This window comes from uncultured Tateyamaria sp. (assembly GCF_947503415.1).
Taxonomy (GTDB): domain Bacteria; phylum Pseudomonadota; class Alphaproteobacteria; order Rhodobacterales; family Rhodobacteraceae; genus Tateyamaria.
Genome location: NZ_CANNDS010000001.1, coordinates 284279 through 300452 on the forward strand (window position 1 = coordinate 284279; position 16174 = coordinate 300452).

Sequence of the window (16174 nt, forward strand, 5' to 3'; positions counted from 1 at the left end):
CCAGTCACTGGAAGGTCAACCCCACGATGAAACAAACCATGGCGCAGGTGTGAGTTGTGCGTCAGCCGCGACCATGACAGGAAGACGCGGCGCTGAAATTTGGAAGACCGACAATGAAAGATCTGCCACCCAATCCGCCTCGTGCCGCTGACGTTTTGGCCGCACGGCTGTATGACGCAGGGTGTCGCTTTGCCTTTGGCATGCCCGGGGGCGAGGTTCTGACCCTGGTCGATGCACTGGAACGCGCAGGCATACGGTTCATCCTGTGCAAGCATGAAAATGCAGCCGCCTTCATGGCCGAAGGGGCATGGCACCGCACCGGCGCGCCGGGTGTTCTTGTGGCAACGGTCGGACCGGGTGCATTGAACGGGGTGAACGCGGTTGCCAACGCCCATCAGGACCGCGTGCCGCTGATCGTGTTGGCGGGCTGCGTGGACGCGGACGAGGCGCAGACCTACACGCATCAGGTGCTTGACCAGACGCAAGTCTTCCGGCCCATCACCAAAGCCACATTTACACTCAATACAGGCGCCGCACATGTCATCGCAGACAAGGCCGTGTCCATCGCACTTGAGGGACGGCCTGGTCCCGTCCACATTGATGTCCCGATTACGGTCGCTGTCACGCCTGTCACGCCCGTCATTCCCGCACACCGCGCGTCAGCGGAGCCCATGATCCCGGCACCGCATACGCTGTCTGAAATGCGCGACGCGCTCGCCCGTGCCGAACGGCCAGTGCTGATTGTCGGTGTAGATGCGCTCAATCAGAACTTCGACACGCGCCGCAAGGATATGGCTGCAACTTTGCGGACCTTCGCGGAAACCTTCAACGTTCCGGTGATCACCACCTACAAGGCCAAGGGCTTGCTGCCCGAAGACCACCCGTTGTCGTTGGGTGGCGCGGGCCTGTCCCCCAAGGCCGACGAGATTCTGCTGCCGCTTGTGCACCGCGCAGACTTGATCATCGGGCTTGGCTATGACCCGATTGAAATGCGGACTGGCTGGCGGGATTTCTACTATCCCGGCATCCAGACCATGATCGACATCACGGCCGAGCCGAACCACCACTACATGCATCAGGCGACCACCAACGTGATTGGCGATTGTGCCGCGACGCTGACGGCAATGGCAGATGGCATGACGCCCCGCAGCACGTGGACGGACGGAGAGATCCCAGTCGCAAAGGCCAATCTGACAAGCGCATTTCCCAGCGACGAGGATTGGGGACCTGCCGCCATCATCGATACATGCCGCAACGAACTGCCACGCACCGCGCTTGCCACGGCAGACAGTGGCGCCCACCGCATCCTGCTCAGCCAGATGTGGGAATGCTACGAGGCCCGCGGGCTCATGCAATCATCTGCCCTGTGCACCATGGGGTGCGCGATCCCACTGGCGATGGGCGCGCAGGTCGCTGATCCCGAAAGGACAGTTGTAAGTTTTTCCGGTGACGCGGGTTTCCTGATGGTCGCGGGTGAGCTGTCGACTGCGGCGGAGCTTGGGCTCAATACCATTTTCGTGGTCTTCGTTGATGCCTCCCTTGCCCTGATCGAATTGAAACAGCGGCAGCGGCAATTGACCAATGCGGGTGTCGACTTTGCCAAACACGACTTTGCCGCCATGGGCCGGGCCTTCGGCGGTGCAGGGCATACCGTGACGTCGCGGGCGGAACTGAAAGACGCCCTTGCCGACGCCCAAACCGCCGATACCTTCACTGTGATTGCAGCCGTGATCGATCGGGGGGCTTATGACGGACGAATCTAAAACACCGGGCGCATTGGACGGGCTATTCGTCCTGGACCTGTCGCGCATTCTGGCGGGTCCGACGGCGACGCAGATGCTGGGCGACCTTGGGGCCACCGTGATCAAGATTGAGAACCCCAAGACCGGCGGTGATGACACCCGTGGCTGGGGCCCCAACTATGCGCGCGACACCGACGGGCAACCCACTGATCTGTCGGCCTATTTCATGTCCGCCAACCGCAACAAGCAGTCGGTTGCCGTGGATCTGTCGACGGACAACGGACAGAACACAATCCGCCAACTTGCCTCCCGCGCTGACGTGGTGATCGAAAACTACAAACCCGGCGGATTGGTCAAATACGGGCTCGACCACGACACGCTGCTCAAGGCGCACCCAAACCTCGTCTACTGCTCGATTTCGGGCTTCGGGCAGACAGGGCCGAACCGCGATCAGCCGGGCTATGACCTGATGGCTCAGGGCTACGGCGGGATCATGTCGTTGACAGGTGATCCGGACGGTGCACCAACGAAGGTGGGCGTGGGCATCGCGGACGTCATGTGTGGAATGTATGCCACCATCGGCATTTTGGCAGCGCTGCGCCACCGGGACCAAACGGGCGAAGGGCAGCATATCGACCTCAGCCTTGTCGACGCGCAGATGGCGTGGCTCATCAACGAGGGATGCAACTACCTTGTGTCCGGCCAGGTGCCTGAACGGCGCGGAAACGCGCATCCGAATATCGTGCCCTATGACGCCTTTGGCACATCTGATGGCCACGTGCTGGTGGCGGTTGGCAATGACAGCCAGTTTGTCCGGTTTTGCGACGCCATCGGCGCCCCCGCGCTGGGACGCGATCCACGCTACACCACCAATCTCAACCGGATCGAAAACCGGGTGGCTCTGACCGCGTCTCTGACCCCCATTCTGGCCAAGATGACCAAGGACGAGTTGCTGGCCAAAATGCACGCCGTGAAGGTCCCGGGCGGGCCGATCCATGATGTGGCAGAGGCACTGACATCCGATCAGGCACAGGCACGGGGCACGGTGGTCGAGGTCGCCCGCGACGACATCACCGACGGACACGTCCGGCTGTTGGCGAATCCACTGAAATTTTCGGCCACACCGGTCACTTACAGGCGACCACCGCCGCGTTTCGGGCAGGATACGGACGCCGTTCTTGCAACATTGCGCGACGAAAAACCGCAAGGTAACTCCGAGTAATCCAAGCGCTTTGGCCGTTTTTTGCCGGCTTTGAGGGTGAGTGCTGACATTTTGCTCACGGAACCCCCTGAATCGCTTCACGGTTGCGTGTTACGCGGCTGCACACACTGCCAAAGCGGCACAGATGGTTTACACCCAACTTCGAAGAACGCTGGTAAGAGGTACAGCCACGATGATGCACGACATTTGCCAAGCCCCGGTCACATTGGATGACCCGGCCCTCGTAGAGGAATGGAACGGAATGATCCGGGCCTTTCTCGCGCACGGCACGGCAACGCCGACCCATCTGGGCGCAGTACTGAGCGGCGCGCCGCAATTTGCAATGGGCTTTGCGGCGAAGGGGCTGTTCTCCCTGATGATGGGCCGCAAGGAACTTTGGGACGTGGCCCATCAGGCTGGCAAGGATGCGGTGGCCGCACTTGCCGTGTCAGGTGGATCGTCTCGCGAGCGGCTCTGGGTGCGGGCGCTGGGGGAATGGCTTGATGGCCGTCCGTCGGGTGCCATCGCCGCGATGGAGCGGGTGCTTGCCGAATATCCCACCGACACATTGTCCGCAAAGGTGTCCCACGCGATCCGCTTTATCCTTGGTGACGGCGTCGGCATGCGTGCCTCGATCGAAAACGTGCTGGACGCGCACAAGGGTCACGCGCTCGAAGGATACGTGCTGGGCTGTCACGCCTTCACGCTTGAGGAAACGGGCGAATACGATGCGGCCGAAGCGGCTGGCCTGAAGGGGCTGGAGCTGTCCACAGATGACGCGTGGGGCCTGCACGCCGTGGCCCACGTCTATGACATGACCGCACGCCCCGACGCCGGTATTTGGCTGATCGAGAACAATTGCGCGGCATGGGATCACTGCAACAACTTCCGCTACCACGTGTGGTGGCACAAGGCGCTGTTGCATATGGACAGGGGTGAGAATGACATCGTTCTGGCGCTCTATGATCAACAGATCCGGTCAGACAAGACAGACGACTACCGCGACATTGCCAACGCAACATCACTGCTGATGCGGCTTGAGCTTGAAGGTGTCCACGTGGGGGACCGCTGGGACGAACTGGCGGACTTCGCGCAGCATCGCACCGATGATGGGTGTCTTGTCTTTGCCGACCTGCACTACCAGCTGGCCCTCGGGGCCGCCGGGCGGGACGACGCCGAAGCTGCAATGACATCACGCTTTGCCGTAGATGCCGCGCGTCAGGGCGAGATGCCTGCACGCGTCGCCAATCCGGGCAAGGCCGCGCTTTCGGGCCTCAATGCCTTTGCCGAAGGGCGCTATGACGCGGCCTTCCGGGATCTCGCATCGGCCCGTCCGTCCATGCAGATCATCGGCGGTAGCCACGCCCAACGCGACGTGTTCGAACGCATGACAATCGACGCAGGTTTGCGGTCAGGCATGCACGACGCAGTCGAAGCCCTGTTGGAAGACAGGATCGACCGCCGCGCAGGTGCGGTTGACCGCTTTGCCGCATCGCGGCTCGCCTCCATTCAGGACGCACGGCGCATTCCCGCGCAGTGACGCGCGGGTGTGGTGCCCAATAATAAGGTAAAGTAGACAGCGGCCATGACTTTTGCCGACCCAACGTCCAGTGCTGCAGCGCCCGCCGCAGCTGCCACCCCCGCCAATCCGGTGCGGGTGCGCGACATCCGTTTGGACTTCTTTCGCGGCATAGCGATGTTCATCATCCTGTTTGCCCACACACCCGGCAATTTCCTGACGGCCTGGATTCCCGCGCGCTTTGGCTTCTCGGACGCGACGGAGATGTTCGTGTTCTGCTCGGGTATGGCGTCGGCCATCGCCTTTGGGGCCACGTTCGACCGGGCAGGCTTTGCGCTTGGCACGGCACGCGTCGCCTACCGCATCTGGCAGGTCTACTGGGCGCATGTGGGCCTCTTCTTTGCCACGGCTGCGCTGTTGGTCTTTGTCACCGACCTCGACATCACCACGCGCAACTACTGGGGTCAGATGAACCTGTGGATGCTGTTTGTCGAAAGCGAGCATTGGCAGAACCCCAACATCCTCTTCAGCTTCATGACGCTGCAATGGGTGCCGAACCTGTTTGATATCCTGCCGATGTACATGGTCATCTTGGCGATGATGCCGCTGATCCTATTCCTGGCACGCGTGCACCTTGGCCTTGTGGCCGCCTTTTGCATCGTGCTTTGGATTTTCGCCCAGCGTCGGTTGATGGAAGCGGCGGGCCTGCCCTATCTCAACTTCACGGCGGAGCCTTGGGTGGGCAATGACGACTGGCAACGGCGCTGGTTTCTCAACCCCTTTGGCTGGCAACTGGTGTTCTTCACCGGCTTTGCGTTCATGCGGGGCTGGCTGCCCAAGCCACCGGTGAACGCCGTCCTCATCGGCATCGCGACGGTCATCGTGCTGGCCAACGTGCCGCTGTCCAATATCGGCGTGCGTGAGCTTGGCTTTGAATGGGCCCGCGAGTGGCGGATCGAGAACCGCCAGTGGATCTCCAAATCCGACTTCGGCATCCTGCGCTATGTGCAGTTCCTTGCGCTCGCCTATCTTGCGTGGGTGATTGCGGGCGACAAAGGCAACCGCCTGCGTGTCACTGCCACACACGCCGTGGCCCGCATCTGGGAAAAACTGCTCGCACTGATCTTGAAGGTCGGCCAGCAATCCCTTGCGGTTTTCGTCGTGTCGATCTTTGTCGCCCGGTTCAATGGCTTTGCAATGGACATCCTGGGCCGCGACACCGGAACCGTTCTGGCCGTCAACGCGTTTGGATGTGGAGTACTGATCCTGACAGCCTATCTGGCGGGATGGTTCAAAGCGACACCATGGAAACCGAAGGTGACCCGTTGATGCTGCGACGCGAGTTTCTCGCATCCCTTGCCGCACTCGCGGCGGCCCCTCATGCGTCCTGGGCGCAAGAGGAACCCGGCTTGCAGCTTGGGGATGCGACCGCATTCAGCCCTTCGGACGTGATTGATCTGGCGCGCGACAAGGCATCTCGCGCATACGAGCCTCGGCCCATGATCCCCGAGGCGTGGCAGAACCTGACCTATGACCAGTATCGCAAGATCTGGTTCGACAGCCGCAATGGTCTTTGGGAAGGCACCGACGCCTCCCAACGCATCGACGTGTTCCCCCCGGGGCTCTACTTTCCGCAGGCGATCCGCACTTACGTGGTCGAAGGCGATCAGGCCCGCCCGCTCAAGTTCGACTTCAGCGTCTTTGACACCACCGACAAATTTCCGACTGATCTGCCCATCGACGATACGCTTGGCTATTCCGGCCTGCGCCTGCGCGCCGAGTTGCGCCAACCGGGTATCTACGAAGAATACGCCGTCTTTCAGGGGGCCAGTTATTTCCGCGGCATCGGCACAGGCGACATCTATGGCCTGTCCGCCCGCGGTCTGGCGCTGAAAACCGGCGACCCAATGGGCGAGGAATTCCCCGACTTCACCCATTTCTGGCTCGAACGGCCCGCCGCTGGGGCCGCTCAAATCGTCGTGCATGCCTTGCTCGACAGCCCCTCCTGCACTGGTGCCTACCGGTTCGAGATCATGCCGGGCCAGCCCCTCACCATGCAGGTCGAGGCCGAGATTTTCGCGCGCGAAACATTGACCCATGTGGGCATCGCGCCGCTCACGTCGATGTTCATGTTCGACGACATGGACACACAGCGCTTTGACGATTTCCGCCCTGCCGTGCACGACAATGACGGGCTGATGATCCACAACGGGGGCGGTGAGGTGATCTGGCGCCCTCTCGCCAATCCGCGCACGCTTCAGATCAGCGCGTTCGGGGATAACAACCCGCGCGGTTTCGGCCTGATGCAGCGGGCGCGCAAGTTCAGCGACTTCAACGATCTCGAAGCGCTCTACCACCGCCGCCCCGGCCTCTGGGTCACACCGGGCGAAGGCTGGGGGCGCGGTTCCGTCGCCCTGATCGAGATCCCGACCGACAAGGAAATCTACGACAACATCGTGGCCTACTGGCGTCCCTCGGCGGATATCGAAGCAGGCAGATCGCACCGCATCACCTACCGCCTCGACTGGGGCGAAGATCCGGCCCCCACCGCTGCAATGCCTTTGCGCGTGCTGAACACCGCCGCCGGCGGGCGTCCTGAAGGTGGCCGCATCTTTACCATTGATTTCGAAAACGCCCCCCACGTGCCCGAAGACCTGTCCAAGATCGACCGCCTTGTCCGGTCCAGCGCGGGCGACGTGACCGAGGGTATCATCCAGCGCAACCCGGAAACGGGCGGCCCGCGGCTGGCCTTCACCTTCACGCCGGGTGAGGCGAATTGGGCAGAGTTCCGGGCACAGTTGCGTCTGGATGGGCAAGCGCTCAGCGAAGTATGGCTCTATCGATGGACCGCATGACGCACATCTCCATGCCCGAACGCGCGCCGCTGGACATGCCCGCGCAGGACTTTGCGCGCGCGCCGGATTGCGGCAACGCAGGCACGGACCGGCAAGACCCGATCTGGCGTATGGCCGTGTTTCTGCCCGCCCTTGCGATCACCGGCGCTGTCCTTTGGGGCCTGTACGGGCTGTTTGCGATGTCCGGTATGACCGGCTTCGAATACGTGCTTCTGGCACTTATCGGCCTGACCTTCATCTGGGTCACGATCGCCGTGTCCACCGTGGGCGTGGGCCTCGCAGGGCGGCTTGACCCCACCCGCAAACCGGCCCCGACGGACCCGCTCGACGTGGCCCTTTTGGTGCCGATCTATAACGAAACGCCCTGGGATGTGTTCGGCAACGCCGCGGCGATGCTTACGGACCTGACGCGGCAAACCGGGGGACACAGCTACAGCCTGTTCATCCTCAGCGACACGACAGACGAAGACATCGCAGCACAAGAATGGCAGGCATTTGAAGCCCTGCAAGCCACAGCACCCGTGCCCGTCCACTACCGCCGCCGTGCTGCCAACACTGACAAGAAGGTTGGCAACCTCGAAGACTGGATCACCGGTTGGGGTGCGGCCTATGAGGCGATGCTGGTGCTGGACGCAGACAGCCTGATGACAGGGCGCGCCATCGACCGATTGTCCACCGAACTGGCGGCAGACCCCAAAGCCGGACTGATCCAAAGCTTCCCCCAACTTATCGGCGCGGACACGCTCTTTGCCCGGATGCAGCAATTCTCCAACATCGCCTATGGTTGGCTGCTGGCCGAAGGGCTTGCGCATTGGGCCCGGACCGAAGGCAACTATTGGGGCCACAACGCCATCATCCGCACCCGCGCCTTCGCGTCTTCTGCGGGTCTGCCACACCTGCGCAGCCTTTCGGGTCGCACGGATCTGATCCTGTCCCACGATTTCGTCGAAGCCTCTTTGCTACGCCGCTCCGGCTGGCGCGTGCGCTTCCTGCCCCGCATCTCCGGCAGCTTTGAAGAGACACCCGGCACGCTGATCGACTACGTGATCCGCGACCGGCGCTGGTGCCGCGGCAACCTGCAACACCTGCGCCTTCTGGGCACCCGCGGTTTGCATGCGGTCAGCCGCTTCCACCTGTTCCAGGGGGCCGCGGCCTACCTGATGTCACCCGCATGGTTCGTCCTGCTTGTCTTCTGGGCGCTTCTGGGCCGCGACGCGGAAACCAACGTGATCTCCTATTTCAACGAGGCGAATCCGCTGTTCCCCAACTGGCCCCCCGCCATGACGCATATCGACAGCGCCATCTTCCTCGTTGTGATGTATGCAATGCTGCTCACACCCAAGATCACGTCGGCCATCATCATCGCCGCCAACGGCAAGGCCGTGCGGCTTTTTGGCGGGCGGCGCATGTTCGCAGGGGCCGTGCTGACAGAGCTTGCCCTGTCCGTGGCCTATGCCCCCATCATGATGATTCAACAGACCAAGGCCGTGATCGGCGGCCTGATCGGACGCGGCGGCTGGACACCACAAAGTCGCACGGCAACCGCCTATCCGCTGGGCACGCTGCTCAAGTTCCACTGGATCGAAACCGCCCTTGGCACGCTTTTGCTGCTCGGCCTCGGCTTTGGTCTGATCTCTTGGTGGCTGATCCCCATTGCAGCAAGCCTTGCACTGGCCGTGCCGCTGTCCGCACTCAGCGCCTACCCGCTTGCGCTCAAAGGCTTCGCCGCCCTCCGGCTCGACAATCCACTGACATTGCGGGAACCCGCGATCGTCGGCAGCGCACGCACGGCCCGCGCAGAAATGCGCGCGCGGATCGAAGCCAGCAATATCGCCGCGGAGTAAGGTCTGGTGCCGATGCGGTGCCGGTTGCAGTGTCAGTCAGCCTGCGCAGTCGGGCGCTGGTGTGCCCGAGTGATCTACCGAGTGGCTGGCAGCTTTTGAAGCGCTCCGCCCTTCGGATCAGCGGTGTGGCTGGCAGCTTTTCTATGAAAAGCTACCCTTGCCACTGACTGCGTCTGCCTACGCAGTCGCAGTCTTTTTGTCTCGGAGCCGCCCTCGCTTGGTCTTCAAGAGACGGAGCGACAGCCCATTGCCAAGAGAAATCGCCGAGGGGCCCCGCGCGCGGGGAGACGGCTATTTCTCTTGGGAAGGGGATGGCACTCTGTCACGCCAAAGATCAGGCAAGGGTGGATCAGAGACAAAAACTTTGTCTTGGTGAGCCCGAAGCCAAAAAACACAGAATAGAATGCGCCGTCAGGCGCTCAATCGGATCACGGCTATGCGGGCGCCCACGCGACCACAGGCAAACCACGCTTCAACCAGCCGGGACCGGCCCCCGACCCCAACATACCCTCAGGCACATCAATGATGTTGGTAAAGCCCGCACCGGTCAGGCGGCGCGTCAATCCCCGCGACCGTACGCCCCGGGCACAGATCAGCGCCACAGCTGTGTCGGTGCGCCCGTCCGTCCGCGCCAAAAGTGCGTCGGTGAAATCGTCGCGGCGCATGTCGAGGGGTACAGCGCCTTCGCCCACACCCGTCCGCTGCCATTCATCGGGGCGGCGGATGTCGATCAACAGCACATCGCCACTCAATGCAGCAACATGGGCATCTGGCGTGCTTAACGTCCCATCCACGCCGGCCTGCGCCGAGATATTGTACCACCGCGATGCAAACACGGCGCCACCCACAAGGGCCGCGCCGCCAAGGATACCAAAACCCCGGCGCGTCATGCGCGCCGGAGCGGACGCCCGATCAGTCTTGGAGGTATGTTCGGGCGTCTTGGTCATGTCAGCTCTTGGGTGCTTCGCTGGTGAACTTCGGGATGGTGCTCGACGACGCGGCCTCTGGCTCGATGCTCACCCAGTTGGTTTCGGACTTGTCGATGTTTCCGGGAATATCTTCCTCCCAAAAACCCACCACCACATCCGTGATGTTCAGGTACAGCTTGTCATCAACGATGCGCCACAGGTTCGGGTTGGCCGGCACCTTGCCGCCCTGTGCCACGCCATAGGCGCAGTGGCCATCATATTGCGGCGCATAGCGGGCCGGGTCAGCGACAAACTTGTCTCGGTTCTCTTCCGTGGAGAAGGCAAACGTTGCACCGTTGTACTCGGCGGTGATGTTTGAGTTGCCGGGCACGCCGGGTGTCTGGGTTTGGCCCACGGGCTTCGCGTCCAGATCGAAATAGGCCACAACGTCATAGCCCGATACGGCAAAGCCGGTTTCGTCCACATATTGGTCACCCGCGAAGGCGGCTGACGCAAGGGCCATCGTGCTGGCAGCAGCGGCGGCAAGGGTCATGGTAAATCGGTTCATCATACGGGGTCATCCTTTGTCAAACTGGGACCGCCGCGCAGTATCTGCGGCGAATGATGAGACAATAGGGTCGCTCTGTCCAGCTTGGCAGCCCACCTCGCGCCGATGTGAGGGTGTGCGGGAATGCGTGATCGGAACGACGGGTTTGTTACGGCTCAGCGCAGCCGCGGGGGGCGATCCGGGTCCATACCGGGGGCCGCAGGCTCGGGCGCGCGTGCGGGTGCGGGCTGCGGCAGATCAAAGCGCAGCCCCACCCGGGCAAGCCGTTCCGTCACCGGATCGCGCGCATCGAAGAACCCGACATCCATTGCTCCGGCCTCGATCCCGGAAAAGGTCAACGCCTCGGAGGCAGCCCGCGCCAGCGCATCCTCGGCCCCCGGGGCAGCCCCAACAAAGCCTAGCAAATGGCTGCGTGCTCCTTCGGTATCCGTCGTTCCAACCAGATAGGCCGCTTGCGCCAAACCCGTGGCCGTCGCCAGCTTGGTATCGAGGGCCAAAATCAACGCATCCGGTAATCCGGCCGGGGCCGACACTTCGGCCAACCGCGCTTCAACCTCGTCCGGGCCATGCCCAAGGGTTTGTGCCAGCCACCGTACTCCGTCTGCATCAAGCAGAAAGGACGACGGTGCCACATCCAGGTTCAGACCAAGGCCCAATCCCTGCTCCGCCAAAAGCCCCGCAATGACGCGGCCCGACAACCCGGCATAAGGCGCCTCTGCTCCGACAAAGGCCGCCAAACGCTCTTCACGATCAAAGACAAGTACCAGCGCCCCCGTGCCGGGATCAAACACCTGTGGGGTGACCTGATCGCCTTGGGCCTCGCCCTCCAGCAACAAAAACAGTTCCGCATCGCCCAACCGTTCAAAGAATTTCAGGCGCGCGCCATCATCCTCGGGGGCGGCCTGCATCGCTGCATGGGCCTGATCCAAAACCGTCTCTGTCACGCCAACACCTCTTGCACACGGGCCCGCAAGACGGGCAACACGTCATCCTCGAACCATGGGTTCTTCTTCAACCATCCGGTATTGCGCCACGACGGATGAGGCAAGGGAAAGGCCCGAGGCGCAAAGTCGCGCCATGCGGCCACTGTCTCGCGCACCGACATCTTTGTGCCCAAATGCCAGGACTGCGCATAACCGCCAATCAGCAGAACCAAGGGCACATCGCCCACATGGTCCATTACATCGGCGCGCCACGTCTTGGCACAGATCTTGGGTGGGGGGCGGTCCGAACCCTTGGCGTCATAGCCCGGAAAACAGAACGCCATCGGCACAATTGCCAGCTTGTCGCGGTCGTAGAATGTAGCCTCATCCATTCCCAACCAATCACGCAGTCGGTCCCCTGACGGGTCGGTAAAGGGCCGCCCGCTTTCGTGCACCCGCGCACCGGGGGCCTGTCCCGCAATCAGGATACGCGCCCCGGGTTTGAACCACGCCACCGGGCGCGGGCTATGTCCCGTCTCGGTCGCCGCAAAACGGTCAGCACAGATCGTGCAGGCGCGGATATCATCGGTCAGTCCCATGGCAAACACCTAAGTAGGGCCAGGCACTTAGGCAATTACTTCGACGATTACCGAAATGAGTCTTGCCTCCCGCAATCATTTCGACAATTCTAGAAATATGAAAATAGATTCGCACCACCCCCTCGACCTGACCCGAGCCGCCGCCGCCTTTGCCGCGCTCGGCTCCGAACAGCGGCTGTCGGTCCTTCGCACCCTTGTCCGCGCAGGCCCCGAGGGGCTGAGCATCGGCACTCTGGGCGACCGCACTGGCGTCACCGGCTCGACGCTTACGCATCACGTCAAAATCCTGAACAGCGCGGGCCTTGTCACCCAAGCCCGCCAAGGCCGCTCCATCATCTGCGCCGCCGTCGCCTTTGACGAAGTGCAGGACCTTGCCGACTTCCTTCTCACCGAATGCTGTGCAGACAGCCCAGACACGGATCACACCCATGGCTGACACGACGTCCCCAACCTCCAGCCCGCGCCTCTGGGCACGCATCGACCGCGTCTGGCTCGCCGCTGCCATCATCGTGACACTTGTCGCAATCGTCGACTTCCCCCGCACCGATGACGTGGTCATTTTCGCCGCCAAAGCCCTGCTGGGCACCTTGCCCTTCATCGCCTTCGCGGTCTTCGCCATCGCCTATCTCAAGGCCACGGGTGCTGAAAACCTCCTCGCGCGGGCCTTCGAAGGCAACCCCGCCCGCATGATCGTCATGGCCGCCCTGCTGGGTGGCCTCTCCCCCTTCTGCTCGTGCGAGGTGATCCCCTTCATCGCCGCCCTTCTGGCCGTCGGCGCACCGCTTGGCGCGGTTATGGCCTTCTGGCTCGCCTCCCCGCTGATGGACCCAGCCATGTTCGCCATCACCACCGGGGCCATCACGCTGGACTTCGCCATCGCCAAGACCTTTGCCGCCGTGGCGCTTGGCCTCTTTGGAGGCTTCGGCACGCTCCTTCTGTCACGCACGCCCATCTTCACCGACCCCTTGCGCGAAAAGCCCGCCGTGGGTGGCTGCTGCGGCGTCAAGGCACCATTTTCGGCCACGCCTGTCTGGACATTCTGGAAAGTGCCCGAGCGGGTGCAGATCTTCCGCCACGCGGGGCTCGACAACGGGATCTTCCTGCTGAAATGGCTCACACTGGCCTATACAATCGAGGCGCTGATGGTGTTCTACATGCCTGCCGACTTCATCGCCAACGTGCTGGGTGGCGGCGGTTTGGGCACCATCCTGCTGGGGTCACTTGTGGGCATGCCCGCCTACCTCAATGGCTATGCGGCCGCACCCCTGATCGGCGACCTGCTGGATCAGGGCATGGCACCCGGTGCCGCGATGTCCTTCATGATTGCAGGCGGTGTCAGCTCGATCCCCGCAGCACTTGCTGTCTGGGCCTTGGTCAAACCGCGCGTTTTCGGGGCCTATCTGGGCTTTGCACTTGCCGGGTCCGTGTTGGCAGGCATCGCATGGCAGGTGATTTCCTAGATCGCGCCGACCAAAACAAACCCCATCCACCATCACGTCCCGGTCACTTCAGCGTGGCGGGGACGTGCCACTGTCTTTTCCCCAGCAACAATACCTGCCGAAACCTATACATTTAACATGACTTTGGACATAATATCGTCAAAGTCGGTGATTAGACCGTTAAGACGCCTCTGGTAAGGAGGGCACCGGTTCCCCACTTCTTCGGTGGGGGCAGAGCAGACACCGCGGAGCAACGGGGATGCTGGAATTCGAAAACGTATCCAAGTCCTTCTGGACGGGCACACAGCGCAAGGTGATCCTTGACCGTGTGTCTTTCCGGGTGGAATTGGGCCATTCCTTTGGCGTTCTGGCCCCCAACGGCACGGGCAAGACGACGCTGATCAACATGATGGCGGGCCTCGAAAAACCGGACGAGGGCGAAATTCGTCGGATGTGCAACATCTCGTTCCCGCTGGGGTTCATGGGCGGTGTGCTGCCCAAGATCTCGGCGCTGGAAAACTCCCGCTATATCGCGCGGCTGTACGGGCTTGATCCCGACTATGTCGAAAGCTTCTGCCGCTGGCTGTGCAATCTAGGCGAATATTTCGACCAGCCGCTTGGCACCTATTCATCGGGCATGCGGGCACGGTTTTCATTCGCGCTGATGCTGGCGCTCGACTTTGACATTTACCTGATCGACGAAGGGATGCCGTCCTCCACGGACGTTGACTTCAACCGCAAGGCGGGCGAAGTGCTGCAGGAACGGCTGCGCACCACTACCATTATCATCGTGTCACACCAGGCCCAGACGCTCGAAAAGTTCGCGCGCTCTGCCGCAGTGCTGCTCGACGGCAAACTGCATATGTTCGACACGCTCGAAGAGGCGAAACGGCTCTATGACTACGAAACCCAAAGCTAGAAAATTCCGCATAAAACGGAACGCACCCGCGCTTGGCAGCGCGGCGGCCGCCTCTGCGCGTGATGACGAAAGCCAGGACGCGCCAGCCCCCCCGGCCCGGCCTCAGGCCCAAGCCAAACCAAATCCGCCCGCTCAGGATGGTGAGGTTGCCTCGGCCAAACAGGTGCAAAGCGAGAACTCAATCGATGCCATCCGACAGGAAGGGCTGACAGGGCGACAATTGCGCATGGCACGGCGGGTCGCGCAAAAGCACGGGCTTGCCCCGACATCCGACTTTGATGCGGTCCGCCTGTTGCGGGCCAAGGGGATTGACCCCTTCCAGCGGTCCAACATGCTGGAACTCGTGGTCCCGCAGGCCGGTGCCGAACAGCATGAGGGCGGCGCGCCTGATGCCTTTGCCAACCTGCCCGCCACCACCGGTGGCGCTGGTGCTGCGCGCAATCAATTGCCGCAAACAGTGCCGGTCAAACCACAGCAACTCCCCTCGACAGAGCTGAGCCCGGCCGAGCGCCGGAGCCAGGAAATACAGAACATCCAGCGCGACATCGCGCGCCGTCGTCGCAAGAAGATGGGCCTGCTGCTTGTCCGCCTCGCCTTCTTCGTGATCCTGCCGACGTTCATCGCAGGCTACTATTTCTACAACATCGCCACGCCGATGTACGCCACCAAGTCCGAATTCCTCATCATACAGAACGAAGGATCGGGCGGCGCGGGCCCCCTTGGTGGGCTTCTGCCCACGCAATTCGCCACCAATGCCGACAGCATCGCGGTGCAGGGCTTTTTGCAATCCAAGGACGCCATGCTCCGCCTTGACCGCGATGTCGGCTTCAAGTCGCACTTTACGCAGGACTGGATCGACCCGATCCAGCGTCTCAGCGATGCGCCGACGAATGAAGAGGCGTACAAGACCTACAAGAAGAACGTCAAAATCGGCTATGACCCGACCGAAGGCATGATCCGCATGGAAGTCGCCGCTGCCGATCCGCAGGTGTCAGCCGAGTTCTCCAGCCAGTTGATCGACTATGCCGAGCAGCGCGTGAACAACCTTTCGGCTCAAAAGCGTGACGACCAGATGCGCGACGCCCGCGAAGGGTTTGAACGCGCCGAGGTTGAGCGTCGTGCCGCACAGGAAAACCTTGTGCGCCTGCAGATTCAGGGCTCCACCCTTGATCCCGAAGGCGTCATCGCATCGCTGCGCACGCAAATCGGTCAGCTTGAGACCCAGATCATCGAGAAAGAGATCGAGTTGGCCAGCCTGCTGAACAACGCACGCCCCAACCAGTCCCGTGTGGACGGCGCGCGTGGCACGCTTGAGATCTACAAGAACCAACTGGCCCTTCTGAACAACAAGATGACCGACGTGTCGCAGGGTGAAAACTCATTGGCGGAACTGGCGGCCAACATCCAGATCGCGCAGGCTGACCTCGCGGCACGCGACATGATGCTGCAATCGGCCTTGCAACAGATGGAACAGTCCCGCGTCGAAGCCTCGCGGCAGGTGCGCTATCTCACAGTGGCGGTCGAACCCATCGCCCCGGAAGAGCCCACCTACCCCCGCGCCTTCGAAAACACGATCTTGGCTTTTCTGGTCTTTGCAGGCATCTATCTGATGATCTCGCTCACTGCGTCGATCCTCAGAGAACAGGTGACAAGCTAG

The 16174-nt window shown here is 62.0% G+C and carries 14 protein-coding genes; 10 read left to right on the forward strand and 4 right to left on the reverse strand.

Going from position 1 to position 16174, the window contains the following annotated elements; genetic code table 11:
* The first annotated feature begins 113 nt into the window (after positions 1-113).
* The 6 genes from Q1A32_RS01460 (at position 114) to mdoH (ending at position 9161) form a co-directional block, all read left to right on the forward strand.
* Positions 114-1763, forward strand: coding sequence for a thiamine pyrophosphate-binding protein (locus tag Q1A32_RS01460; protein WP_299648522.1), 1650 nt, complete (start codon positions 114-116; stop codon positions 1761-1763).
* Positions 1747-2964 carry a CaiB/BaiF CoA-transferase family protein gene (locus Q1A32_RS01465; RefSeq protein ID WP_299648525.1) on the forward strand — a complete coding sequence of 406 codons (1218 nt, stop codon included), beginning with the start codon at positions 1747-1749 and terminating at the stop codon, positions 2962-2964. Before Q1A32_RS01460 ends, Q1A32_RS01465 begins: the two co-directional genes overlap by 17 nt.
* 172 nt (positions 2965-3136) lie before the next feature.
* Entirely contained in the window at positions 3137-4483 is a 1347-nt protein-coding gene (locus Q1A32_RS01470) for a tetratricopeptide repeat protein (protein ID WP_299648528.1), read from the forward strand.
* A gap of 45 nt (positions 4484-4528) precedes the next feature.
* Positions 4529-5791: an OpgC family protein gene (locus tag Q1A32_RS01475; RefSeq protein WP_299610264.1), complete on the forward strand. Its 1263-nt coding sequence runs from the start codon at positions 4529-4531 to the stop codon at positions 5789-5791.
* Positions 5767-7317: a glucan biosynthesis protein gene (locus Q1A32_RS01480; protein ID WP_299648531.1), complete on the forward strand. Its 1551-nt coding sequence runs from the start codon at positions 5767-5769 to the stop codon at positions 7315-7317. Before Q1A32_RS01475 ends, Q1A32_RS01480 begins: the two co-directional genes overlap by 25 nt.
* A complete protein-coding gene (gene mdoH, locus Q1A32_RS01485) occupies positions 7305-9161 on the forward strand; it encodes a glucans biosynthesis glucosyltransferase MdoH (RefSeq protein WP_299648534.1) in 1857 nt (618 codons plus the stop codon). Before Q1A32_RS01480 ends, mdoH begins: the two co-directional genes overlap by 13 nt.
* 434 nt (positions 9162-9595) lie before the next feature.
* Here mdoH and Q1A32_RS01490 read toward each other — a convergent pair whose 3' ends face one another.
* The 4 genes from Q1A32_RS01490 to Q1A32_RS01505 all read right to left on the reverse strand — a co-directional run bounded on the left by Q1A32_RS01490 (position 9596) and on the right by Q1A32_RS01505 (position 12159).
* The gene (locus Q1A32_RS01490; protein WP_299648536.1) at positions 9596-10108 is read right to left on the reverse strand and encodes a rhodanese-like domain-containing protein; all 513 of its coding nucleotides are present in this window, start codon (positions 10106-10108) and stop codon (positions 9596-9598) included.
* Position 10109: 1 nt separating this feature from the next.
* Complete coding sequence (locus Q1A32_RS01495) at positions 10110-10637, reverse strand: YHS domain-containing (seleno)protein (protein WP_299610256.1); 528 nt, start codon at positions 10635-10637, stop codon at positions 10110-10112.
* A 155-nt stretch (positions 10638-10792) separates the two neighbouring features.
* Positions 10793-11581 carry an SseB family protein gene (locus tag Q1A32_RS01500; RefSeq protein ID WP_299648539.1) on the reverse strand — a complete coding sequence of 263 codons (789 nt, stop codon included), beginning with the start codon at positions 11579-11581 and terminating at the stop codon, positions 10793-10795.
* Positions 11578-12159, reverse strand: coding sequence for a uracil-DNA glycosylase family protein (locus Q1A32_RS01505; RefSeq protein ID WP_299648542.1), 582 nt, complete (start codon positions 12157-12159; stop codon positions 11578-11580). Before Q1A32_RS01505 ends, Q1A32_RS01500 begins: the two co-directional genes overlap by 4 nt.
* A 97-nt stretch (positions 12160-12256) precedes the next feature.
* On the opposite strand from Q1A32_RS01505, the gene Q1A32_RS01510 reads away from it, so the two are divergent.
* From Q1A32_RS01510 to Q1A32_RS01525, 4 genes are all read left to right on the forward strand, one after another.
* Complete coding sequence (locus Q1A32_RS01510) at positions 12257-12595, forward strand: helix-turn-helix transcriptional regulator (protein WP_299648545.1); 339 nt, start codon at positions 12257-12259, stop codon at positions 12593-12595.
* Positions 12588-13619 (forward strand): permease, encoded by a 1032-nt coding sequence (locus Q1A32_RS01515; RefSeq protein WP_299648549.1) that lies wholly within the window; start codon positions 12588-12590, stop codon positions 13617-13619. The genes Q1A32_RS01510 and Q1A32_RS01515 overlap by 8 nt, the downstream gene beginning before the upstream one ends.
* 238 nt (positions 13620-13857) lie before the next feature.
* Positions 13858-14517, forward strand: coding sequence for an ABC transporter ATP-binding protein (locus Q1A32_RS01520; protein WP_299610239.1), 660 nt, complete (start codon positions 13858-13860; stop codon positions 14515-14517).
* Positions 14495-16174 (forward strand): capsule biosynthesis protein, encoded by a 1680-nt coding sequence (locus Q1A32_RS01525; RefSeq protein WP_299610236.1) that lies wholly within the window; start codon positions 14495-14497, stop codon positions 16172-16174. Before Q1A32_RS01520 ends, Q1A32_RS01525 begins: the two co-directional genes overlap by 23 nt.